Origin of the sequence: Aquirufa ecclesiirivi (genome assembly GCF_011250515.1) — a bacterium.
In the GTDB taxonomy this organism is placed as follows: Bacteria; Bacteroidota; Bacteroidia; order Cytophagales; family Spirosomataceae; genus Aquirufa; species Aquirufa ecclesiirivi.
Genome location: NZ_JAANOP010000001.1, coordinates 282,317 through 304,747 on the forward strand (window position 1 = coordinate 282,317; position 22,431 = coordinate 304,747).

19 protein-coding genes are annotated in these 22,431 nt (G+C 39.0%); 10 read left to right on the plus strand and 9 right to left on the minus strand.

What is annotated here, in order from left to right; translation table 11 throughout:
* Window positions 1-47: 47 nt before the first annotated feature.
* The 4 genes from G9H65_RS01110 to G9H65_RS01125 are packed head-to-tail and all read right to left on the minus strand — an operon-like array spanning window position 48 to window position 7,643.
* A complete protein-coding gene (locus tag G9H65_RS01110; RefSeq protein WP_166373522.1) occupies window positions 48-1,487 on the minus strand; it encodes a M61 family metallopeptidase in 1,440 nt (479 codons plus the stop codon).
* Window positions 1,484-2,173, minus strand: a complete 690-nt coding sequence (gene recO / locus G9H65_RS01115) for a DNA repair protein RecO (protein WP_166373523.1) — start codon at window positions 2,171-2,173, stop codon at window positions 1,484-1,486. Before recO ends, G9H65_RS01110 begins: the two co-directional genes overlap by 4 nt.
* 3 nt (window positions 2,174-2,176) lie before the next feature.
* Complete coding sequence (locus tag G9H65_RS01120) at window positions 2,177-2,968, minus strand: lysophospholipid acyltransferase family protein (RefSeq protein WP_166373524.1); 792 nt, start codon at window positions 2,966-2,968, stop codon at window positions 2,177-2,179.
* 1 nt (window position 2,969) lies between these two features.
* Window positions 2,970-7,643, minus strand: a complete 4,674-nt coding sequence (locus G9H65_RS01125; protein WP_166373525.1) for a hypothetical protein — start codon at window positions 7,641-7,643, stop codon at window positions 2,970-2,972.
* Window positions 7,644-7,716: 73 nt separating this feature from the next.
* Here G9H65_RS01125 and G9H65_RS01130 point away from each other — a divergent pair, with 73 nt between their 5' ends.
* Window positions 7,717-8,229: a KdsC family phosphatase gene (locus G9H65_RS01130; protein ID WP_166373526.1), complete on the plus strand. Its 513-nt coding sequence runs from the start codon at window positions 7,717-7,719 to the stop codon at window positions 8,227-8,229.
* Between the two features lie 6 nt (window positions 8,230-8,235).
* Complete coding sequence (locus G9H65_RS01135; protein WP_166373527.1) at window positions 8,236-8,745, plus strand: gamma carbonic anhydrase family protein; 510 nt, start codon at window positions 8,236-8,238, stop codon at window positions 8,743-8,745.
* A 15-nt stretch (window positions 8,746-8,760) separates the two neighbouring features.
* Here the strand turns inward: G9H65_RS01135 and G9H65_RS01140 are convergent, their stop codons facing one another.
* Genes G9H65_RS01140 through G9H65_RS01150 form a run of 3 tightly spaced genes read right to left on the minus strand, consistent with a single transcriptional unit; the run spans window position 8,761 to window position 12,409 of the window.
* A complete protein-coding gene (locus G9H65_RS01140) occupies window positions 8,761-10,269 on the minus strand; it encodes a GH3 auxin-responsive promoter family protein (RefSeq protein ID WP_166373528.1) in 1,509 nt (502 codons plus the stop codon).
* Between the two features lie 16 nt (window positions 10,270-10,285).
* A complete protein-coding gene (locus G9H65_RS01145; protein ID WP_166373529.1) occupies window positions 10,286-10,987 on the minus strand; it encodes a tetratricopeptide repeat protein in 702 nt (233 codons plus the stop codon).
* A 9-nt stretch (window positions 10,988-10,996) separates the two neighbouring features.
* The gene (locus tag G9H65_RS01150; RefSeq protein ID WP_394367182.1) at window positions 10,997-12,409 is read right to left on the minus strand and encodes a DEAD/DEAH box helicase; all 1,413 of its coding nucleotides are present in this window, start codon (window positions 12,407-12,409) and stop codon (window positions 10,997-10,999) included.
* A gap of 137 nt (window positions 12,410-12,546) precedes the next feature.
* Between G9H65_RS01150 and G9H65_RS01155 the strand changes: the two genes are divergently transcribed.
* The 3 genes from G9H65_RS01155 to G9H65_RS01165 are packed head-to-tail and all read left to right on the plus strand — an operon-like array spanning window position 12,547 to window position 15,558.
* A complete protein-coding gene (locus G9H65_RS01155) occupies window positions 12,547-13,725 on the plus strand; it encodes a chloride channel protein (RefSeq protein WP_166373530.1) in 1,179 nt (392 codons plus the stop codon).
* Complete coding sequence (locus tag G9H65_RS01160; protein ID WP_166373531.1) at window positions 13,722-14,921, plus strand: M14 family zinc carboxypeptidase; 1,200 nt, start codon at window positions 13,722-13,724, stop codon at window positions 14,919-14,921. The genes G9H65_RS01155 and G9H65_RS01160 overlap by 4 nt, the downstream gene beginning before the upstream one ends.
* Before the next feature lies 1 nt (window position 14,922).
* On the plus strand, window positions 14,923-15,558 hold the full coding sequence (locus G9H65_RS01165; protein WP_166373532.1) for a NeuD/PglB/VioB family sugar acetyltransferase: 636 nt from the start codon (window positions 14,923-14,925) through the stop codon (window positions 15,556-15,558).
* Here the strand turns inward: G9H65_RS01165 and G9H65_RS01170 are convergent.
* Both G9H65_RS01170 and lipB read right to left on the minus strand, forming a co-directional pair.
* Entirely contained in the window at window positions 15,545-16,279 is a 735-nt protein-coding gene (locus tag G9H65_RS01170) for a 3'-5' exonuclease (RefSeq protein ID WP_166373533.1), read from the minus strand. The two genes, G9H65_RS01165 and G9H65_RS01170, sit on opposite strands and share 14 nt — an antisense overlap.
* A 3-nt stretch (window positions 16,280-16,282) precedes the next feature.
* Entirely contained in the window at window positions 16,283-17,020 is a 738-nt protein-coding gene (gene lipB, locus G9H65_RS01175) for a lipoyl(octanoyl) transferase LipB (protein ID WP_166373534.1), read from the minus strand.
* 69 nt (window positions 17,021-17,089) lie between these two features.
* Between lipB and G9H65_RS01180 the strand changes: the two genes are divergently transcribed.
* From G9H65_RS01180 to G9H65_RS01200, 5 genes are all read left to right on the plus strand, one after another.
* Window positions 17,090-17,443: a YraN family protein gene (locus tag G9H65_RS01180; protein WP_166373535.1), complete on the plus strand. Its 354-nt coding sequence runs from the start codon at window positions 17,090-17,092 to the stop codon at window positions 17,441-17,443.
* 23 nt (window positions 17,444-17,466) lie between these two features.
* Window positions 17,467-17,889: an rRNA maturation RNase YbeY gene (gene ybeY, locus G9H65_RS01185; protein ID WP_166373536.1), complete on the plus strand. Its 423-nt coding sequence runs from the start codon at window positions 17,467-17,469 to the stop codon at window positions 17,887-17,889.
* Window positions 17,890-17,915: 26 nt separating this feature from the next.
* Window positions 17,916-19,778 (plus strand): tRNA uridine-5-carboxymethylaminomethyl(34) synthesis enzyme MnmG, encoded by a 1,863-nt coding sequence (gene mnmG, locus G9H65_RS01190; protein ID WP_166373537.1) that lies wholly within the window; start codon window positions 17,916-17,918, stop codon window positions 19,776-19,778.
* 47 nt (window positions 19,779-19,825) lie between these two features.
* Window positions 19,826-20,668, plus strand: a complete 843-nt coding sequence (locus tag G9H65_RS01195) for a class I SAM-dependent methyltransferase (protein ID WP_166373538.1) — start codon at window positions 19,826-19,828, stop codon at window positions 20,666-20,668.
* Window positions 20,669-20,741: 73 nt separating this feature from the next.
* The gene (locus G9H65_RS01200; RefSeq protein ID WP_166373539.1) at window positions 20,742-22,301 is read left to right on the plus strand and encodes an Ig-like domain-containing protein; all 1,560 of its coding nucleotides are present in this window, start codon (window positions 20,742-20,744) and stop codon (window positions 22,299-22,301) included.
* Window positions 22,302-22,431 lie beyond the last annotated feature (130 nt).

Genomic DNA, 22,431 nt, shown 5'->3' on the forward strand with positions numbered 1-22,431 from the left:
GCAATCGTTTGGCGACAAATTTTATCATTTATCAATTACTTGATAAGTCATTGAAGCCATTTCTCGCCATCTGAATTCAAATCTTCATGCAATAGATTCAATAATAATCCACGATCAGAACGCTCCAATTTCAATCCTACAAAATCCAATAGCTCGTTCAATGGCCCCTCCAATGGATCATTCCCCTCTACCCACACCTGCCAAAAATTAGTCAAACTAGCATCATAGACCTCTTCCACTATTTGATAGACATCCGCTAAGGCATAACCTTGCTGTTTCATTCCAAACCTTTCATTCATTAGAAGCATTACATCCCGTATCGATTTTCGGTGTTCAAATTTCTTCCGAATCAATAAATCCATCCCTAGAGCCACAATAGCCCCTTTATAATAAATGGAAACTCTTTTATCTGGAATAGCCTTTCCATAGCCATCCAACCATAAATCAATCGAACTATCAATCAACGATTGCTTGGACGCCCCATCCCGTTCAAAATGCAATTTCAAATTGCCTAAAAGAGAAGCCAAATACTCGTCTGTTTGATATACCCCAGAAGCCACTAAAAACCAATCTCCTAAATAGGTAGTCACTCCCTCCACAAACCAAGCTGTTGGAAAATACACTTCTTCCGCATAATTATAGGGCCACAATTCCTTAGGGCGGATCGTCGCGATATTCCACACGTGAAACAATTCATGGGAAGCCAAACCAATCAAATCATCGTATAAATCTCGATCAGGAGGGCCCAAAACCATCATGGTTGAACTGCGATGTTCCACACCATGATAAAAGGCCTCCTCTTTGATCCAATGTAGAAAACGATATTCCTTCACAGGAAAATGCCCCATCCATTGCAATTGATAGGCCGCAATTTGTCGATAGGACTCCAACAACTTGCCTTGAAAAATATTGGCAGGACCAATCCCTTCTGCCCAAAAATGAACATGACCTTCTTTCCATTGATACTGGAATATTTTTCCACTCGCCATGAATGTAGCATCCACTAATTCGCGATAAGTAGGAGCAGACCAAAGCCCTTTTTTGCTCTCATTCAATGATGTTACGATCTTCCATGCTATCGGAATATCTACCTTGACTTCACATGCACGCTCCTCTTGACCTTGAATAAAGAGTAAACATGTGATAAAATTCACATAAAGCATCTCCTGATTCGATACGCTTCCTCCAGCATCTGCTTGCTGGGCATAATAGGAATATCGCACTTCCACGCATTGATTTTTGCTTCCCTGAAATTCCCAAGCGGAGGTTCCCTTTTTGTTCAACTTGATTTCCTCACCAGCTGAATCAAAAGCCCTCACTTGAGGGATATTCTTAGAAAAATGCTGAGCCTGATACCTCCCCGGTCGCCAAATAGGCAATTGCATCTTGGTAACACCTGTCTTACTTAATTGAAATCGAAAAACAATGTTCAAAAAATGCTCCTCCGTTTCAGAAGGAGTCAATTGATAGAAATTTACTTGCTTCATGATGCCATCACTTCTTGTAAAATCTGCCAGGAACGAATCTCACCGATGGACTCCATATGAATTTGATAATATTGCAACATAATCGCCACCAATTCCTTGCGCTGTAATTTAGTCATAGAAACCGTTTTCCCATAGCCAGCCCCAATTAATTCCCCTAAAATAGGAGATAGGCTAGCTATTTTTTCTGCTCCAATCCACGGACTCATTTGACTAAAAAACTCAGCAGAACTACTAGATCCAAAACCTAAATAGGCACTCAATTCCCATAAAAATTGAATATGAAAATTCTCAACATGGGCTTCTGTCTTATCCAAGAATTGGAAGGATTCTTCCAAAAAATCAAATAAAGGAATATTTTCTTCTTCTTCTTTCAATACCTTTCCTAATACTTCGCTTAAGAATAGCGCGATGCTAGACTTAATGATATCAAAAGGGATTTGCTGATAAGGATAATAACATTTGGCCTCAGAGATTCGATGTAGACCTTTTCCTGGTTTATGGTAAACTTCTAAGTCTAACAAAGTCAAAGGCTGAAAAAGGGCCATTTTATGTTTGGCCTTGGCCGATCGAACGCCATTTTCAATGTAGGAAGCGATGCCGAACTCTGCTGTATATATGGTAATCAAGAGGGAGGTCTCACGATACCGCATGTTGTTAATCACCAAACCCCTCGTTTTCCGCTGCATCGACTAATCAATCTTATTTTCTTCCTCTAAAGTTAAGCCTACTTCAAAAGCTATTTTGTCTAAAATAGCCTCCACCGTATCGTCTTCTTGAAATTGTATAGGCTGACGAAACTCTACTTCCAATTGAGTATTGTACATTTTCAATAACAATCCCTTTTTATCAAAAGCTCTCCTAAATCCATTAATTCGAACAGGAACTACAATAGGATTCGTACTTTTAATTAGATGAGCCGTTCCTTTTCTCAAGGGGGCAAAGGCCCTTGTAGTTCCCTGAGGAAAACTAATCACCCAGCCAAAACCCAAACCCTTTTTTATTTTTTCTACCGCTTCTAAATCCACTTCTCGCTTGACATTCTCTCCTTTAGCTCTCCATGACCGATTCACCAAAATGGCTCCTGCTTGTGCAAAAACCTTCGGCAAAATCCCGTCATCCTTCATCGTTTCTGCAGCTGCCACATAAAATAAATTAGAACGGGGGGCCAACAAATAAATGGGATAATTAACCGAATTTCTAAAGCCCCATTTGACCGAGAAAAAAATATGGTACAAACAAATCACATCCATAAAATAGGTCTGGTGATTCGATAAAAATAATACACCTCGCTCGGGCAAATCATCCAAATGTTCAGTGCCCTTGATTTTGGTTTTATTGTACATGACCAAGCGACTGTAGGTCAAAAATCCCAGAACCACCATAATGATACGCTTAAAAACAATGGGATTGCCAAATGGGTCCCTTTCTCCAAGACCCAGCGTATCCATAAATTGAAATAAGCGCGTTAACTTTGATGCCATATTAAAATCCTCCAGACTTCGTTTTCGGTTTTGTCGTAGGACCTGTTTTCGGTGTGGCTTTCGGTGCAACCTTTGACTTTGGCGCTTGTTTTTTGACTGGAGGTTCTTGCCTGTACAAGGTTAAAAACTTCTTAACAAAAACCGCTTTTTCATCACTGGCTGCTTCTACCACTCGAACTTCTCCCTCTTTTTTATCTTTCTTTTCATTTTTAACCGCCTCTCTCACAGCCGCTAAAAATTGATTATCCGAGGAATAAACCCCTAATTCTCCGTTAAAATACGCAAAATAATACCAAAGATCTTCGGATAGTTCCCAATAACCATAAAACTCTTCTTTACTCGGTTTCTTGATTACTTCCATGTAGCCTATCAGCGTGCTATTCACATCCACAGGTCCTACATTGACCAAAGGAATTCCGCCCAAAGAGTAAAATGCACTCAAATTAGGCGACCAAGCCCATTTCACCGCCGAAAAGTTGATGGACTTACTGAACTCCAAAGAAACCTTATCTAATGCCAAATGGTTTTGATCCATCTTCGATTTTATAGCCTCGGGTATCGCCTTACCCAATACTTGCTCGGCTCGTTTCAAATAATCATCCCGTAGTTCTGGCTCATCTGCCGATACCGTACTTAAACCTTCTTCCAAATTATACTTCACAATACGATCCCCCATGATTTTTAAAATCGTAGGAGCAAAGGGAAATTGTAAACTAGTCCATGTTTCTACTCTTGGAATTAGAGTATCCGTCGACATCGAAATCTTACCAAAGGACGTTAGTAGCTTATTCCCTGTAAACAATTGAACAGCCCCTTCTGCTTCTAATCTTCGCTCTTTGACATACAGTTTCATATCACTTTGCTTGCCCTTCACTTGATAAAAATCTTTCTCTTCCATGACCTCTCCTTCGGCACTATACAATACTGGATCTAGATCATCCGACTGTGGGCCCAAAAAGGTGGGGTATAGTTTATTGTCAGCATTGATGAATATCCCCGCCGTCACAGGTCTGCCTGCTTCATCACGTAAGCTTGGACTCAACTTTAAATTAGGAGATTCTCCACCCTGGTTTTCGAAGGGAATCCATGCCGCTTTAAAGTTAGATAGCCCTATGACTGGTCGTATAAATCCTTTGAAATTCAAAAACTCCTGATTAGACTTAAAGAAAATTTCTCCTTTAAATTGTTGATGTGCTGACAATGCCAAAGGAACTTTTTCGCTCAAAACGGCCTCCGCTTGAATGTATTTTTCGGCTGCTTTTTTAGCAGTAGCAGCATCCTCAACAAAGCTGAAATTCCGCATTTTAATTTTGGTACTATCCCCCGATGCACGAGGCAATAAATACGTGGCCTCGCCTTTCCATCCATCGGCATTCACTTCACTAACTTGTAGTTCGCTGACAATATGTCGCTTATTGTCAGGATCTAATATGGCTCTGGCGCCTATAAATGGCTTAAACTGCCCGTCTTTCTGTATGGCCAATAATCCTTTAGCTGGAAAAACAATGGCTGGTCCAATACCCACCTGTTTAACACCCCCCAATTGTAATACCTGAGCTTTTAAATCATAATCGGCTGTACTGGCCCGAATGAGGCCCTTATCTGAATAGGCTATTTTCTTTTGTAAGGTCGTTGAATCTTGACTAAACATGGTGGAATCAGCAGACCACTGACTTAGTTCAAAGCCCGACTTCCCTGACAGCTTAAATCGCTGTGCCGCCAAATCCCAAGTAGCTTCTGAAATCGTACTTTGATAGCCAATGAACGGAAACAATAGCGTACTATTTTCATCCGATAATGCCTTGGATTTCTTTGCTCTCATAGACACTTTCTGTGATCCCATTATAGCTTCCACCGAAATGGATTGAGCATAAACGGAAGGCTTAAATAGATTCATCTGCCGCCCAATCTTCACATCACTCAGGTCGCTTTGCCAAGCATTTGAACTAAAGAGAAAATTTTGAGAGCTAAATACGCCATCTCCATAAAATACTTGACCTTGACCAAACACTTTTTTCTGGTGAAACCCTAAATTTCCTGCCAATTGGATTTGGTTATTATACAAGCCAATTCTGTTTTTCTGAGGATAAATCCATAAGCTATCTACGGTAGGATACCAATGCAAATGATGAGCGCCAAAACTAGCAGATGGGAACATGTTTTTTCCCTGGTACATACTTGTCAATTTCCCATCCAAACCTTTCGCCACCAAGGAATCTGGATAAAAAGTAGTGGTTTTGGTGTTGGAACTTAAACCCCAAATGGCCAAATTTCCCGAAGCGTGTAAACCCTCTCGATCCATCATTAATGCCTCATTTAACGTAAACTTGGCTTGGCTCTTATAAATATCTAAAGGGCTTTTAATGGAATACTTAAAACCAAATGATTGATCAGGCATTAATTCCAATTTTGTTTTAAGCACAGGCAATAATCCATCGGAAAAAAAGCTTCCATCAAATGTAATATCCTTCAACAATAAGCTGTCCAATTCGATTCGAGGGACCTTGAAATAGTATTTTTTCCCATACAAGCCTTGCGCTCGCCAAGATTCATCAAAATAGGTCGTAACTCCCTTGGGTATAACTAATTTTGGATAAGCCGCCACTCCTAATCGACCGGATTTATTGTTCGGAGGACTTAATTGTAACATCCCTGATTCATACTTAAAATGCCCTCCTAATTCTCTTGTACCCAATGAACCATCTTTCAACCTGGGCAAAAAGGTAATGGAATCAATCTTGGGGAAATTGACGGTAAATTCCGCGAAATTAAATTGAAAGTTCGGGCCTCTAAATCGATAATTCCCCACTTTAATTTCTCCCTGAAAATCAAAGTCCCGACCTTTCGTAAAGACAATTTGTTTATTTTGAGGAACAAAATTTGCCTTTAAAGAATCCGAAACGCGTATTTCATCAATTCCCCGAACAATTAACCTTTGTCTGGATAATTCCAGACTAATATTGGCAGAATCTTTCTCTATCATATCCGCAAAAGAGGCCACATAAAATCGATCAAAATCCTTTTTTTCAAATTGAACCAACGCATAATGACGCCCCATTTTAGTAAAAGAGATTTGATCCGTTTCATGCTGATACTGGATATAACCAGCATCTCGGTACATCATAAATCCTGACTTCAAAGCGGCATAATCCCGTTTATATTTGACAGCAATGTCCCTGAGGTAAACCTGAGGACTTTTTGTTTCTATGATTTGATTATACAATATGCGCAAGGGATTGTAATTTAAAATCCCCTGTAAGGCCGTCAATCTGCTTTCTTCAAAATAATCAAAGGATTCTACCCAGGCAGGTACTTGGTTTTTGCCAGATAAACGGAAAAAGTCTACTTTTTTTGCCTGTGGATGTAGAATCGCTAAATCTGCAGATATTCGCACTTGATGGTAAGTATCTTCAAATAATAGGCGCTCCATAGGACCTCCGTCTATTTTTCGAATATGCAACAACTCTTGAAGGGGGTACCAATTGGCTCGAATACTTGGATGTTGTAAAGTATCTTTAGTCCCCATATATGCCGCAAACTGTCCTTCAGGGATGTTTACATTTCCCTCGGCACTTAGCCACATTAATTTTGTTTTAATCTGGCCTACTACCTGTTTATCTGAAAGGACTTGAAAATAGGCTGTTTGACTTGTAGAAGAAATCAAACCTCGCTTGTCTCCTAAAATCCATAATCGCCCATTGGCTCTCCACGACTTCTCTTGAATGGGAGATGCCATGACATCAATGGAGCGAAATTCAAAGGGGAATACAAGGGAGTTTGATTTTCGTTTCAAACTTAGTTTGCCTTTTCCAGCCAAATTCTTTTCAAATTGAAACCAATCTCCTTCTAAACCCACCAACTGGCCTTTTTTAGGTAAAATTTCAAACGATTTAATCTTCCATTTGGCATCCAGATAACCGAGTAATTCTCCAGCAATCTCCACATCGGTTCCTTTTCCCATCTTATTCAGGACAGACCATTGGAAGGTTTTTGGAGAAAAAATTAGGCTATCTCTGCCTGTTTTATAATTGATTTCAGGAAATTTCCATAATAACACAGGACCGCCGGTTTTTGTCTCAACAAGCCAATTTTTATCTGAGGCATTAGGTGCTTCTATGTCAGATGAACCAGGCGTATCCCAGCCATCATTATCAACGGATTTTTGTCCTAGGGAATCAGCCATTAAAACATCACTAGGCCATGTAACCAATAATCGACCTTTTACCCGAATGGACATAGAAGCCAAGCCGGGTATCTGCTGATTATATTGCCAATTTTCAACGGTTTCTGCCAAAGTTAAAGCCGTCCGAAAGTCTTTCTTTTCCACTAATTTACCCCAAACCTGAATAAGGCTTTTTAATGCTTCCGCATCATCACTAAATTGTACTGTACATCGAATGAATAGATAAGCTAATTGAGGAGATTTAAAGCCCATGGAAGGCATGGTCTTGACCAGTTTTTCAAACTGATCTTGCTCTGCGGCATTCAGATTGGAATAAGGCCATTTTGCCATCCACAAATCAGCTACAGCTGGGGCTTCCTTATTTCGACTAAGTAGCATCCAATTTTTAACTTCGGTAGAAAAGTCTCCTTTCGAATTGGAAAATTTTTGTGCCTGTGTGGATAAACTCATCCCCAAACAAACAAAAACGAAGAAAATTAGGGTTCGAAACATATTCAGCTAAACCATGGGATAAGCAAGTAAAAATAAGCAAAATTTTAAGATATTTGCGGTAAATAAGCCCATTATGCAAAACGTCCTTTCCCTGTTTAATCGTATAAAAGCCTTTGTTTTTGATGTGGATGGAGTCATGACAGACGGCCAAGTACATGTACTCGAAACAGGCGAACACTTTAGAAGTTTTTACATTCGCGACGGATATGCCATTGATAAAGCTCGACATGCTGACTATCAAATGTGTGTCATTACTGGAGGAAGCCATCCTGGAGTTCAAAAACGCCTTGAAAACCTAAAATTTCAACACATTTATAGCAGCTTAGGAAGCTCCAACAAAACCGCAACTTTTGAAAAGTGGTTAGAAGAAGTTGGGCTTGCCGAAGATGAAGTTTTGTACATGGGTGATGATGTTCCTGATTTAGAAATACTATCTAGACCCCAAATTCTAAGTACTTGCCCTTTTGACGCAATCCCTGAAATTCATCAAGTTGTTAAATACATTTCTCCCTTTAAAGGTGGTCAAGGTGCTGTTAGAGACGTCATTGAGAAGGTGATGAAACTACAAGGAAAATGGCCTAATTAATAAGCTATGGCAACAATATTAGCAGTAGAAGGTCATTCACCCCAGTTCGGCGAACACGTTTGGTTAGCTCCCAACGCCACGGTTGTTGGAAATGTTTCCATTGGGAAACATGGGACTGTTTGGTTCAATGCCGTCATCCGTGGAGACGTCAATCGTATTCAAATTGGAGATTATAGCAATGTACAAGACGGGGCTGTGATTCATTGTACCTATCAAAAAACGGAGACAATTATCGGAAATTATGTATCTATTGCCCACAATGCCATTGTCCATGGCTGCACCATCGAAGACCGCGTTTTAGTAGGCATGGGAGCCATCATCATGGATGGAGCCTACGTGGAATCGGGAAGTATTATTGCAGCAGGAGCCATCGTTACCCAAGGAATGCGTATTCCATCTGGGAGTATTTATGCCGGAAATCCTGCCAAATTTTTAAAACCTGTAAGTGAAGACGCTGCCGAAGTATTCATGCGAACTGCCATGAATTATGTCAAATATGCAAGTTGGTTTGAATAACGATATTCCGATTATTCAGCATTTCTCCGTTTTTAATCCCAATAAGCCCTCCGCTAATATTCGATCATTGGATAAACGTGGAACCTTATTTTGTCCCCCCAATTTTCCTTTTGACTTCATGTATTGAATAAAGGAATCCTTGGCCAAGGATTGAATACGCAAAGGCTGAAGGATATTCCCTGTAATCAAATCTTGATAATAGATATTTTGTCGTTGCATAGACGCATCCAAGGTCTTTTGAAACAACTCCATATCCTTGGGTGCTGAATCAAACTCCATCAACCATTCATGATGCGGCATTAGTCCATCCTTAGGAGTAATGTTTGGAGCAACAGTAAATTCCACAATTTTGGTTTCAGGACATGCTTCCATCGCTTCCTTCACCGCCAATTCTACCTCTTCCGCAATCACATGTTCTCCAAAAGCAGAAATAAAATGCTTGATTCTCCCCGTTACCACCACTCGGAAGGGATCCAATGAAACGAATTTAACCGTATCTCCTATGGAATATGACCACAAGCCTGCATTCGTCGTCATCAATAAGGCATAATTGACTCCTAACTCTACTTCCGATAAACATAGTCGGGTAGGACTAGCCGAGAAATAAGTGTCTGTTGGGACAAACTCATAAAAGATTCCCGCATCCACCAATAAAAGCAATCCCTCTTCACCCGTAGAATCTTGAAAGGCAATGAATCCTTCGGAAGCAGGGTAAGTTTCTATGACATCTACTTTTCTACCGATGGACTGCATCAACTTATCGCGGTATGGTTCAAAGTTGACACCACCGGTAACAAATACTTGAAAATCTGGGAATAAATCCCCAATTTTTTTTCCTGATTGTGCTTCCAATCGATCAAAATACATTTGTACCCAAGGTGGTATTCCAGAAATCAAACCCATGCGCTGGTCCTTCGTTTCTCGAACAATCGCAGCTAATTTTTCTTCCCAATCCTCCATACAATTCGTAGCGTATGAAGGCAACTGATTCGTTCGTAAATAGGAGGGAACATGGTGATTCACTATGCCTGAAAGGCGACCTGTTGGCACACCATTCTTTAGTGCCAATTCAGGAGACCCCGATAAAAATATCAATTTTTGATCTAAAAAGGAGGCATTGCCACTATGATGCACATAATGCAATAAAGCGTCCCTTGCTCCTAAAATATGAAAGGGCATGGACTCTGAACTTATTGGAATGTACTTGGCTCCTGATGTAGTACCCGATGTTTTGGCAAAATATGCCGGTTTCCCTGGCCACAAAATATCCTTTTTACCTGCTACTGCTTCCTCAATATATAGCTTAATGTCCTCGTACTCAAAAATGGGCACCTGAACTTTGTAATCAAGGTAATTTTGGATTTTATCCAAGCCATAAGCTTTTCCAAAAAGCGTTGATTTTGCTTTTTCTATGTTTGATTTTAACCAAAAATGCTGTTTTTCAATGGCCTCGGATGGCGTAATCCGATACTTGTTGACTACCCAATAGGCAAATGGCTTAGCGAAAAAAGAACGAATACCCATAGCTCTTTTCTAATTATCATTTAAAAATACCCTTGGGATCTGGCATTTTTTCCATGAGTTGCTGTGAGAAATTTAAATCCAATTGGGTCAAATCTAAGGCCCGACATTCATGAAAATAGCTCCAGGCTAATTCGTATTTTTCTTGTAAAAATGCCACCTGACTTTTCTTCATCCAAGCATTGGCATTCGTTGGATCTTCTTGCAAAGATTGACTCAACAAAGTATCAACCTCTTCCAAAGTACCGCAATCCATGTTTTTTAAATAGCAACTAAGTTTTACTATGGCATAATCTACCCGCATGACACTCAGCTTGGGGTTGATTTGTAAACCCTTCCCCAATAACTCAATCGCACCAGGAAAATCCAAACGCTGAAAAGCAACCACACCTAATCCCCAATAAGCTTCCACGCTTGTCGAGTCTAAAGCATGAACTAAATTAAAACGATAAGTAGCAGTATCTAATTTGCCTTCAGAGACATATTCCCAAGCCCTTTCCGATAAAAACTTAACCCCTTCCGCTCGATTAGGAAAACTTTGATCCACACTAGTAATAATCTGCGTAACCTCTTCTTGATCTTTCTTATTTAGCGGCTTTTTACCAAACAGTGCCTGATATCGAGGTATTCTAAGTAATGAATCTGCCGACATAGCAGCAAGCGTGGGAACCGATAAACATAATAATAATCCTATTAAATAGGCTTTTCTTCTTAGCATCATATCACAAATCTACCTTTTCTTTTTTATGGAGGATGTATTTGAACGAAATTTTGATGCGCTTTTAGGTTTTCCCTTAGAATTATTTCCTTTAGCAGGGCCTTTTGCAGAACCTTTTATTCCCGCCTTAGCCCGAGGTTTAAACTTCTTTTCATGAAATGCTCCTTTGAAATCGGGATCTTCTCTTTTGCGCTGATCATCCACAGCCCGCAACATATCTTGCTGCTCTAAAAAAGGAGTGTCTTCTTCATAAATCCCTGAAGGTAAATGCTCTATCTCTATTTTCTGTTGAATAATTGTTTCGATTTTTGCCCAATGGTAACGCTCAGCCAAAGTTACAAATGTGATCGATTCCCCAATTTCTGCTGCTCTACCCGTCCTACCTATACGATGAACATAATCTTCATAAATCAGAGGAACATCAAAATTGATGACATGAGAAACTTTAGGAATATCGATGCCCCTTGCCGCTACGTCAGTAGTAACTAAAACCCGAACTAAGCCTTCCCTAAATTGCTGCATAGCATTGATTCGCGTATTTTGGCCCTTATTGGAATGTATCACCCGAACTTGATCTTCTGCCAAAATTTTTCTACTCAAAAACTTCTCCACTTGATTGGCCACCTCTTTACTCCTGCAAAAAATCATAACTCTTTCAAAATCAGCGTTTTGCATAAAATATGCTAAAGCATTGATTTTCGTTTTTAAATTAGGCGCTTCAAACACATGTTGCTTCACCTGGCTAGCGGGAGTCGCTTGCGGGGTGATTTCTATTTTATGAGGAAATTCCAAAAACTCATGTGATAGGTTTTCTACTCGCTCAGGAAACGTAGCCGAAAACAAGCCATTTTGACGTTTTTTATAGGGAATTACCTCCAAAATTTGACGAATCTGAGGCATAAAACCCATATCCATCATTTTATCTGCTTCATCAAGGACCAAATGCTTCAATTCTTTAACGATAATCACTTCTTTTCGATATAATTCGAGGAATCGTCCAGGAGTAGAAACGATGATATCCACACCTTTTTCTATCGCTTGTATCTGAGGCTTTGGCCCCAATCCACCATATAATGCCAAAAGTCTCAAGTCCGTAAATTGAGCCAAGCTCACCATCACCTCATAAATTTGCATGACAAGCTCTCGCGTGGGCGCAAGAATTAAGGCCCTAGGATTTTGTCCTTGTGCATATTTACATTGCATCAATAGAGGTAAAACATAGGCTGCAGTTTTCCCAGTACCCGTTTGAGCAATTCCTAACACATCGTGTCCACCCAAAAGTAAAGGAATAGCCTTTTCTTGAATTGGTGTAGGTTCTTGATAACCCAAGGCATCACATGCTCTTTGTAATTGTGGGTTCAATCCCAAGCTTAAAAAATCAACCATTTCGTAGAAAATTATCCCTACAAAGGTAGCTAAATTCATTCGATTTAACGGAAATGACTGAATAGCTGCCTATTGGCATCATTCCTTCTTCAATCCTTCCATTATTTCCCTAACTTTGGGCGAATTATTCCAATAGCTTGATACCAGCAACCCGACTTTGGCTTTCTAGAATTTTCATGGGATTATCCACTTCTTTTCTCGTGGGATCCGCTTCGTCTTTGTTTTTATGGGGATTAGAAAAGATTCAAATTTACCGATCAGAACATCTTGCCCTATTATATGTATTGCCCCTTCTTGGTGCAGCTTTTCAATTTGTCTCTCAAGTTCCCCATTCTCCGAGTAAGTTAGGAACAAATGATTTGATTGATCGAGTTAACCAAAAAAGAGAGGACATAGCATGGCACTTAGGACCATTCATTTTATTAGGCACTTGGTTGAGTCAGCTCTTTGGTGCATCAGTTGGGAGAGAAGGAACGGCTGTGCAAGTGGGGGGAGTGCTTGCGCATCAATTTTCCCATTGGTTGAAATTAAACGAGTTGGATAAAAGAGATTGGTTGCAAGCTGGCATGTCAGCAGGTTTTGCTTCCGTCTTTGGAACCCCTTGGGCAGGTTGTCTATTTGGACTTGAAATCTCCAAAGTGGGTTATCTTTCTTTTCGCTCCTGCATACCCTGTCTTTTTTCTGCTTTTGGAGCCAATTGGGTGAGCGTCCACGTGTGGGGCACGAATCACACCATTTATCCCATCATTTTTCTGCCAGAATTAAATGGGTTGTTTTGGGTCAAATTGGCCAGTATTGGCCTATTTTTAGGTCTTCTAGGCCTCTTCTATTCGCGCCTAGAATCGATTATTTCTAAAAGCTTCGCCCAATTACCCATTCACTACATTCTCAAAGGGATTCTCGCGGGCTTCATTTTGCTACTTATTTTTCAAATTCCTTTTTTTCAAGAATCCATAGGCTTAGGTTCCTCATTTTTACTACGCCCATTTGAATCTGGAGAAACCGCCAACTTTGCTTTGGGCAAGACCATTGCCACCAGCTTAAGTTTAGGTTTGGGATTTAAAGGGGGAGAAGCTACTCCTTTATTCTTAATCGGAGCACATGCAAGCAGTGCATTACATGAAATCATTTCATTACCAATTCCTTTATTAGCAGCTCTGGGTTTTACCAGTTTATATATGGGCTTAGCTAAAACCCCTCTAACATCCATCGCTATGGGTATGGAATTATTCGGACCTCATGCTTGGTTCTGTTACTTTATTTGTACGCTCATGGTAATGTACATTTCTGGTAAAAATGGTATTTTCAAAAATCAAGCATGGGCAAGCTGGGTCCCTAAACCTTTATATTCATGATGTTTCATTTATTACTAGATCAGTACGACAGCTTTCAAGAAAAACGCATTTCATGCCGCAGATTTTCAGAAAAAATTTGGCATGATTTATTTCAAGAATGGTCCGAAAATACGCTCTTCAGTATCCGAAAATTAGGTGAAACTTTTGAAAGTCGAGCCATCCAAGAAGTCCGTTTTGGAGAGGGTCCAATCCACATTGCGGCATGGTCACAGATGCATGGAGATGAAGCTACAGCCACCATGGCTTTAGCTGATATTTTTCTTTTTTTATCCCAAAATGAGCAAAATTGGGATCAATTCAAGAAAGAATTACATCAGAAAGTCAGTGTTTTCATTATTCCTCAACTAAATGCAGATGGGGCCAAAACATGGACAAGAGAGACGGCTTTGGGTATCGATATGAATCGGGATGCATTAACCCAGAATTGTCCAGAGGCCAAAATTTTAGCTCGATGGCTAGATGAAATTAAACCTATTTTTTCTTTTAATCTACACGACCATAATCGTTTATATTCTGTTGGTAAAACACAACATCAAACACACATTGCATTACTCGCTACTGCAGGAGATGAGCATGGCACTTGGACAGCATCTAGGCTGAGAGCGGCTAAAATCGCAAATCGTATGGCCCGACAATTACAGCCATTATTACCAGATAAAATAGCTAAATGGCCAGATGAGTTTGAGGCGCGCGCATTTGGAGATTTTGCTCAAGGAAAAGGTTATGGCTTGGTATTATTGGAATCGGGAGGTGCGGGATGGGATTTGGAAAAACAAATTTTAAGAAAATACCATGCCTGTTTATTATTAGACGCCTTTCATTCCATAGCTACAGAAACCTGGAGAACAGAAGAGACACTTCTATATCATCATTTACCAACGAATGAAAGACAAATCTTTGATATACTCATCAAAAATGCACCACTAAACCAAGATGCGCCTATTTATCGAGCAGACATTGGTTTAAACATCCAAGAGTCCGCCAAAGAAGACGGCTCCATGGAATATGCATGGGTTCTTGAAGACATCGGAGACTTAAGTCCTTGGTATGGATTAACGGAAATCGATGGGGAAGCCTTACATTTGCATTCAGAAAAAATGCTAAAGAAAGAGGGTGTATACCATCAACTTCTTCTAACAAAAAACAATCAAGTGGCATTTGATCTTCATTCATACACGCTAAAAATCAATTCCTAATATGACATCCTTACCTGTAATCATCATCGGTGTAAATCCATTTGCTTTGGAAGTTGCCTCTATCTTTCAAAAAAACGAGGTAGTTATCTACGGCTTTTTAGACGATGATCCAAAGAAAAAAGATACACAAATAGGCGAAATTCCCGTTTTAGGTGGAACAGAAGACGAAGCTTATTGGGGATTGATTGGGAAAAATTGTGGTGTATTTGTCGCATTAGAAAACCCCACTGAAAGAAAAAAGATGATTGAAACCATCATGGAAGACCGACAAGTGAAACCCGTGAATGCTATCCATCCATCTGCCATCATTGCTGATGTTAAAAACTTAGCTTATGGCGTCTTTATCGGTGCAGGAGCTATCATTCAGCCAGAAGCTAAACTTGCAGACCATTGCATGATTGGGGCTGGAGTAATCATTGAAACAGGCACACAGGTTGAAGAATATGTTCAAATTGGAGCTGGTTCTGTGATTGGGAAAGAGTGTAAATTAGATACCAATTGTTTTATTGGAATTCAAAGCACCATTGTAGGAAGCATTAAAATAGGAAAAGGAGCAACAGTAGGAGCGGGAAGTGTTGTCATTGAACCTGTTCCTGCCTCAAAAAGAGTCTTCGGAAATCCCGCTAAATTGATGTAATTCGGTCTATATTTTTTTCTTCCACCATTTGCAAAAAATGATATCTCAAATATAATTGGGCAAGTGTAACTACGTCCTCTACACAATAGGCAGCAATTTTTGCTAAGTCATGTTCGTGATAATACACCCCATGAACTTTATCTCCCGTCAGGTTCGTTTTAGAACCGGGAATTCCCAACAATTCAGCCAATAAATCCAAGGAGATATAGACTTTCCGATCACCAAATTTCCATAATTCCATGGTATCTTGATGCAAAACCTCCCAAGGTTTTTTGCCATGAAGCTGTAAAGGTTTAGGAATTTCTAATCCATTCACTAGCATCCTACGACATAAATAAGGAAAATCAAACTCCTTTCCATTATGGGCAACCAGCGTTAGTTCTTTGGATTTATAAGTAACATTGATAAACTCGATAAATTCCAAAAGCAACGATCTTTCATCCTGATTAGCAATGGTCTTAACTTTTAAACAGAGCTCTTTCTCTTTATTTTGATATAAAAACCCCATTCCAATCACTACAATTTTGCCAAATTCAGCAAACAATGCTGCTCGATCTACATACAAGTCCTCCAAAGGCAAGTTTTGTGGATTTGTCACATTCTTCGCCTTTTTTAGCCAAAATTGTTTCATTCTATCCGAAAGTAGGGAAAAATCAGATTCTCCTGATACCGTTTCAATATCAATAAATAAAGTGTTTTTAAAATTCTTTTTAGGCTCCATGGATTATTGATTTAGGGTTAGGTTCAATGTTTCACGTGAAACATGATGTAAATTCCACTCGAATAACTGCGATAAGTGTGCTAAAACAGCAGACTTTACCTCTTGAATGTCCATTTCACGACCTAACTCCTGCTGTAAAGAGCTTACGCCTCTGGTGGCGATACCACAAGGAACAATGTGCGAGAAATAAGATAAATCCGTATTCACATTAAAAGCAAAACCATGCATACTAATCCAGCGAGAGGCCTTTACGCCTAGAGCACATATTTTTCGAGCATTATTAGATTCAGGATCAATCCATACACCTGTTAAACCTTCTATTCTTCCTGCTGTCAATCCGTATTCTTGACAAGTTAAAGTGATTGCTTCTTCTAGCATACGTAAATACAAATGTATATCTGTATAAAAATTCTCCAAATCCAAAATAGGATAGCCCACTAATTGTCCTGGACCATGATAAGTAATATCTCCACCGCGATTAATCCGATAAAAACTCGCTCCAATGCTCGCCAAAAATGGCTCTTGCATCAACAAATGTGATTCATCTCCGCTTTTCCCCAAGGTATAAACATGAGGATGCTCACAAAAAAGCAGAAAATTAGGGCTTTCCTCAACTAATCCCTCGCGACGATTCCTCAATTTTATTTGAGCAATATGATTCAGGAGCGCTTCCTGCAAATCCCACGTTTCTTGGTAAGGGGCTAAACCAATATCAACAAATTGAACTTCTTTATTAGGCATCTCATAATATCAAGGGATTATTGAAAAGGAATGATTCCCTTATATACCTTGCCACACAAAGATAAGAGAATGGCAAAACATTTAAAGCTTGGCAAACGAGCAGAAGGAATAGCAGTTGACTATTTGCGCAGAAATCACTACCAAATACTTGATAAAAATTACAGAACAGGCAAAGCAGAAGTAGATATCATCGCTTTAGATAAAAACACCTTAGTCTTTATTGAGGTAAAATCCCTTAAAAGAACCCGATTTGGTTACCCCGAAGAACAAATCAACACACATAAAATCAACATGCTTTCTCAAGCTGCTAATGAATACCAAACAGAACAAAAGTGGGAAAAAGAGATTCGATTCGATAGTATATCGATTACTTTTTTACCACAAGCAACCAAATTAGAACATTTCGAGGATGCTTTTTTGTAAATTAGCTCTTTGAATGAAAAACCATGATACAATTTTGCTCAGAAGAGATTGCCTTTTCACTGCCAAACAAAAACAAGCATAAAGCCTGGTTAAGAGCCGTAGCCACAGAAGAACAAAAATCCATTGGAGAAATAAGTTACATCTTTTGCTCTGACGACTATCTGTTAGAAATCAATAAAACTTATTTAAACCATGATACCTTAACGGATATTGTTACGTTTGACAACTCGGAAGATTCCAAAAAACTTGAAGGAGACATCTTTATTTCCTACGATAGAATCCAAGAAAACGGCAAAAAACTAGGAACAGAAAATAGTGAATTACAACGCGTCATGGTTCATGGATTGCTGCATTTAGCAGGGTATAAAGACAAAAAGAAAGAGGATAAAGAACTTATGACAGCCAAAGAAGATTATTATTTGGCCCTATATTTTAAAGAACAATAAATGTTTCACGTGAAACAAAATAGAAAATGCAACAACAAGCATACGATGTAATTGTAGTAGGAGCGGGGCATGCCGGTTGTGAAGCAGCACATGCTGCCGCTCAAATGGGATCAAGCGTCTTGCTCATCACCATGAATATGCAAACCATCGCACAAATGTCATGCAACCCGGCTATGGGTGGAGTTGCAAAAGGACAAATTGTACGAGAAATTGATGCCCTTGGAGGAATGTCAGGTTTGATATCAGACAAAACCATGATTCAGTTCCGCATGCTAAATCGTTCCAAAGGTCCTGCCATGTGGTCACCAAGATGCCAATCAGATCGAATGCGCTTTGCAGAAGAGTGGAGAATGGTTTTAGAACAAAATACCAACGTAGATTTCTGGCAAGATTCTGTTCAACAATTACTGATCAAAAACAACGAGGCCTGTGGAGTAATAACACGCATGGGAATTGAGTTTAAAGCGCGCACCGTAGTACTCACGAATGGGACTTTTTTAAATGGCTTAATACATATAGGAGAAAAGCATTTTGGGGGAGGACGAATGGCCGAACCCATGGCACAAGGATTAACAGAACAGCTGGTTCAATTAGGCTTTGAATCGGGGAGAATGAAGACGGGCACGCCGCCCCGAGTAGATGGAAGAAGCCTAGACTATTCAGCGATGGAAGAACAAAAAGGAGATGAAAACCCTAGCAGTTTTTCCTATTTAACAGAAACCCCCATTCAAGAACAAAGATCTTGCTGGATTACACATACCAATACCAAAGTACACGAAGTACTAAGAAAAGGCTTTGATAAATCTCCCATGTTTGCCGGTAGAATTAAAGGCCTAGGTCCTAGATATTGCCCATCCGTAGAAGATAAAATTAACCGCTTTGCCGATAAAGATAGTCACCAAATTTTTGTAGAACCAGAAGGGTGGAATACCGTAGAAATCTATGTGAATGGCTTTTCTACATCCCTTCCCGAAGAGATACAATATGAGGCCATTCGACTTATCCCAGGCTTCGAAAAAGCTAAACTTTTTAGGCCCGGTTATGCCATCGAATACGATTACTTTCCACCAACCCAATTACAAGCAACCCTAGAAACTAAACTAATTCAAGGACTCTATTTTGCAGGACAAATAAATGGAACAACAGGTTACGAAGAAGCCGCTTGTCAAGGACTTATGGCAGGGATCAATGCCCACCAAAAAGCAAAACAATTAGACCCATTCACTCTCTCCAGATCGGATGCCTATATCGGAGTTTTGATAGATGACCTAATCAACAAAGGCACCGACGAGCCCTACCGTATGTTTACTTCACGAGCTGAATTTAGAACGCTTTTGAGACAAGATAATGCGGATGAAAGATTAACAGTAAAAGGTTATGAATTAGGCCTTGCTACAAAAAAACGCATGGATAAATTCCAACAAAAGCAAAGCGATGTTGCCCGATTACTTGACCATATTAAAACAAGTAAAGTAAAGCCTGACGAGATGAATACTTGGCTAGAAAATCAAGGCAGCTCAAGCCTGAGAGAAGGAACACCCATTGTCAATCTACTGAGACGATCAGACCTAAGCTTCTCCGCATTATTACAACATCCATTGATTCAGCATATTCAAGAAACGTATTCCCAAGAAGTCATCGAACAAGCTGAAATCATCGTGAAATACGAAAGCTATATCGAAAAAGAAAGGCTGATGGTAGATAAAATGAAAACCATGGAAGATTTGAAAATTCCAGATACTTTCGACTACGACAAAATTAAAACACTCTCCACCGAATCTAGAATTAAATTAAAATCCATCCGACCACAAACCATTGGTCAGGCTAGCAGAATATCAGGAGTATCTGCATCCGATGTATCCATTCTACTTTTATTCATGGGTCGATAATTATGGAAAAACTAGAAGAATGCCCCGCTTGCTCAAACAAAGAATTTATGATAATTCTGAGTGCCAAAGATTACACAGTTTCGCATCAGACATTCCAAGTGATGGAATGCCAAAGCTGTCATTTACGCTTTACAAACCCAAGACCCAAAGCAAGTGAAGCGGGGCCCTATTACAAATCAGAAAACTACATTTCTCATAGTAATACAGAAAAAGGTTTCATAAACCAATTGTATCAACGGGTAAGAAATATCACCCTGAAACTAAAAACCAATTGGATAGAATCAGAGAAAAAGGGTGACAAAAACATATTAGATATAGGCTGTGGTACGGGACATTTCCTTCAAGCTTGTCAAGAAAGAGGATGGCACATTCATGGCATGGAACTAGATCCAAGTACTGCTCAAAAAGCAGCACAATTAACAGGTAAATCAATCTATCCTCATTTAACCCATATTCCAGAATCAGATACCTTTCAAGTCATTAGCCTTTGGCATGTACTTGAACACGTCTATGAAATACATGAGTACTTTACTTTCTTTAAAAAGAACTTAGCTCCTAATGGTAAATTGTTATTGGCTTTACCCAATTGCAACAGCTACGATGCTCAATACTTTCAAGAATACTGGGCAGCATATGATGTACCAAGGCATATTTATCATTTTACACCAGAAACAATACAAGCCATAGCCAAACAATATGGATTCTCATTAAAAGAAAAAAAAGGTTTAATTTTTGATAGTTTTTACATTTCCTTAATGAGCCATGAATACCAAAGAGGTTCTAAAAAAATAATTTTATCCTTTATCATAGGTCTCTTTTCAAATATCAAAGCCTACTTAGGGAAAGGAAATTATTCCAGTAATTTATATATCTTCGAACATGCTCAGTAGGCTAAAAAACATAATACTATTTACCTTTTTATCGGGAATGTTTATCGTTCTGATCCTACAAAGTTGTGCCCAAATGGCTAACCCTCCCGGAGGAAAAAAAGATACCCTTGCCCCAAAAATCAGTGAATCCATTCCACTAAATAAAAGCCGAAATTTTAAAGGGAAAAAAATCGAACTTACATTTAACGAGTATGTAGGAATTAGAAACCTAAATCAAGAACTGTTAATAACACCTTCGGTAGGAACCTATCAAACAAAAATAAGACCTCAAGGTCTTAGCATTGTTTTAGATAGTTCTCTAAAAGATAATACCACCTATACCTTCAATTTTAGAAATGCCATAGAAGATGCCTCAGAAAGAAATATCGGTAAAAATATCAAACTGGTTTTTAGTACTTCCAATGATATAGACTCACTACAAATCAAAGGAAATGTCAAGCAATTAATGACACAGAAACATCCTGAAAATATATTAGTGGCGCTTTATCCTTGGAATGACACCCTATCCATTCAGCTTACAAAACCATATTATTTCGTTAAAACAGATACGTCTGGAAATTACCTCTTAGAAAACATTGCCCGAGGGAAATACTACATGGCGGCATTTAACGACATCAATAATAACTTACTGTATAATTCCAATAGAGAAGCAGTGGATTTCATTTCTGAAAAATACATTGATTTAGTTAAAAATCAAGAGCAACATTTTGCTATAAGTATTCAAAATCAAGATTCATTGAAGCTAAGCAAAACAACCGCTACAGCTAAAACGGTTTTGTACGAATTTAACCGAGGAATCAAATCCATGGTTCTTCAAAATGTACCCAAGTCTCAACTATACTACCAACAAGAAGACAACAAAAACCTTAGATTCTACGTCTTAAATCAAAGCAGCTCAGACACCATCTTCGTTCAAGCAACAATGACCGATTCATTGGACAGAAAATATCAAATTCCATTAAAAATAAAATTTAGAGAAATTACCAAAAAAGAAAAAATTCAAAAGCTAGATCTAAACTTTGAAGTAAAGCCTGCACCAGGAAAATTACTCTCTCCTTCAGACTCTGTACAAATAAAATTTACAAGGCCAGTACAACAATGGGTATCAACCAATTTACTATTTAAAACAGAAGAAGGCGAAACCCTTACTTTACCTGATCAAGCTTTCCAATGGAATCAATATCAAAACAATTTAATAATCAGAAACACCTATTTACCTAGTAGAACAAAATTCGAATTAAACATTTTAAAAAATGCATTTGTTGGTGTAGAAGCTGATTCCAGTCAAGCATACACACAAAAGATGGAATGGCAAGATGTTGAAAATTACGGAAGTATTGATGGTCAGGTTTCAAGTCTAGCAACAAATAGTCACTTTATAGTAGAATTAATTAAAGCTGATACATTTGAGCCATACATGACCATTAAAACCATGAAGCGCTTTGAATTTATCCACGTGGAACCTGGAATCTATCAAATCCGAGTTATTGCAGATCTTAACAACAATGGGTATTGGGACATCGGTAATTTCAAACTTAGAAAAAAATCAGAACCCGTGTATTTCTTTGAAGGTAAAATAAAGCTGAAGGCTAATTTTCAGATTTCTGATTTGTTGATAAATACACAAAAATAGTGTGGATAACCTGTTCATAAGTGGGCAAAAAAGTGAACAATTCATAAGAAAATTGTGGAAAGAATTTTAGAGAACAAAGTTGTGGACAATATTACCGAAGTATCCACAGAGTTTTTTAAACTTATCTACA

Bases quoted from the DNA above. Each gene is read 5' to 3' on its own strand.
- G9H65_RS01110 (WP_166373522.1), bottom strand. From the start codon at position 1,487: ATGAAGCAAGTAAATTTCTATCAATTGACTCCTTCTGAAACGGAGGAG.
- recO (WP_166373523.1), bottom strand. From the start codon at position 2,173: ATGCAGCGGAAAACGAGGGGTTTGGTGATTAACAACATGCGGTATCGT.
- G9H65_RS01120 (WP_166373524.1), bottom strand. From the start codon at position 2,968: ATGGCATCAAAGTTAACGCGCTTATTTCAATTTATGGATACGCTGGGT.
- G9H65_RS01125 (WP_166373525.1), bottom strand. From the start codon at position 7,643: ATGTTTCGAACCCTAATTTTCTTCGTTTTTGTTTGTTTGGGGATGAGT.
- G9H65_RS01130 (WP_166373526.1), top strand. From the start codon at position 7,717: ATGCAAAACGTCCTTTCCCTGTTTAATCGTATAAAAGCCTTTGTTTTT.
- G9H65_RS01135 (WP_166373527.1), top strand. From the start codon at position 8,236: ATGGCAACAATATTAGCAGTAGAAGGTCATTCACCCCAGTTCGGCGAA.
- G9H65_RS01140 (WP_166373528.1), bottom strand. From the start codon at position 10,269: ATGGGTATTCGTTCTTTTTTCGCTAAGCCATTTGCCTATTGGGTAGTC.
- G9H65_RS01145 (WP_166373529.1), bottom strand. From the start codon at position 10,987: ATGATGCTAAGAAGAAAAGCCTATTTAATAGGATTATTATTATGTTTA.
- G9H65_RS01150 (WP_394367182.1), bottom strand. From the start codon at position 12,409: ATGAATTTAGCTACCTTTGTAGGGATAATTTTCTACGAAATGGTTGAT.
- G9H65_RS01155 (WP_166373530.1), top strand. From the start codon at position 12,547: ATGGGATTATCCACTTCTTTTCTCGTGGGATCCGCTTCGTCTTTGTTT.
- G9H65_RS01160 (WP_166373531.1), top strand. From the start codon at position 13,722: ATGATGTTTCATTTATTACTAGATCAGTACGACAGCTTTCAAGAAAAA.
- G9H65_RS01165 (WP_166373532.1), top strand. From the start codon at position 14,923: ATGACATCCTTACCTGTAATCATCATCGGTGTAAATCCATTTGCTTTG.
- G9H65_RS01170 (WP_166373533.1), bottom strand. From the start codon at position 16,279: ATGGAGCCTAAAAAGAATTTTAAAAACACTTTATTTATTGATATTGAA.
- lipB (WP_166373534.1), bottom strand. From the start codon at position 17,020: ATGCCTAATAAAGAAGTTCAATTTGTTGATATTGGTTTAGCCCCTTAC.
- G9H65_RS01180 (WP_166373535.1), top strand. From the start codon at position 17,090: ATGGCAAAACATTTAAAGCTTGGCAAACGAGCAGAAGGAATAGCAGTT.
- ybeY (WP_166373536.1), top strand. From the start codon at position 17,467: ATGATACAATTTTGCTCAGAAGAGATTGCCTTTTCACTGCCAAACAAA.
- mnmG (WP_166373537.1), top strand. From the start codon at position 17,916: ATGCAACAACAAGCATACGATGTAATTGTAGTAGGAGCGGGGCATGCC.
- G9H65_RS01195 (WP_166373538.1), top strand. From the start codon at position 19,826: ATGATAATTCTGAGTGCCAAAGATTACACAGTTTCGCATCAGACATTC.
- G9H65_RS01200 (WP_166373539.1), top strand. From the start codon at position 20,742: ATGGCTAACCCTCCCGGAGGAAAAAAAGATACCCTTGCCCCAAAAATC.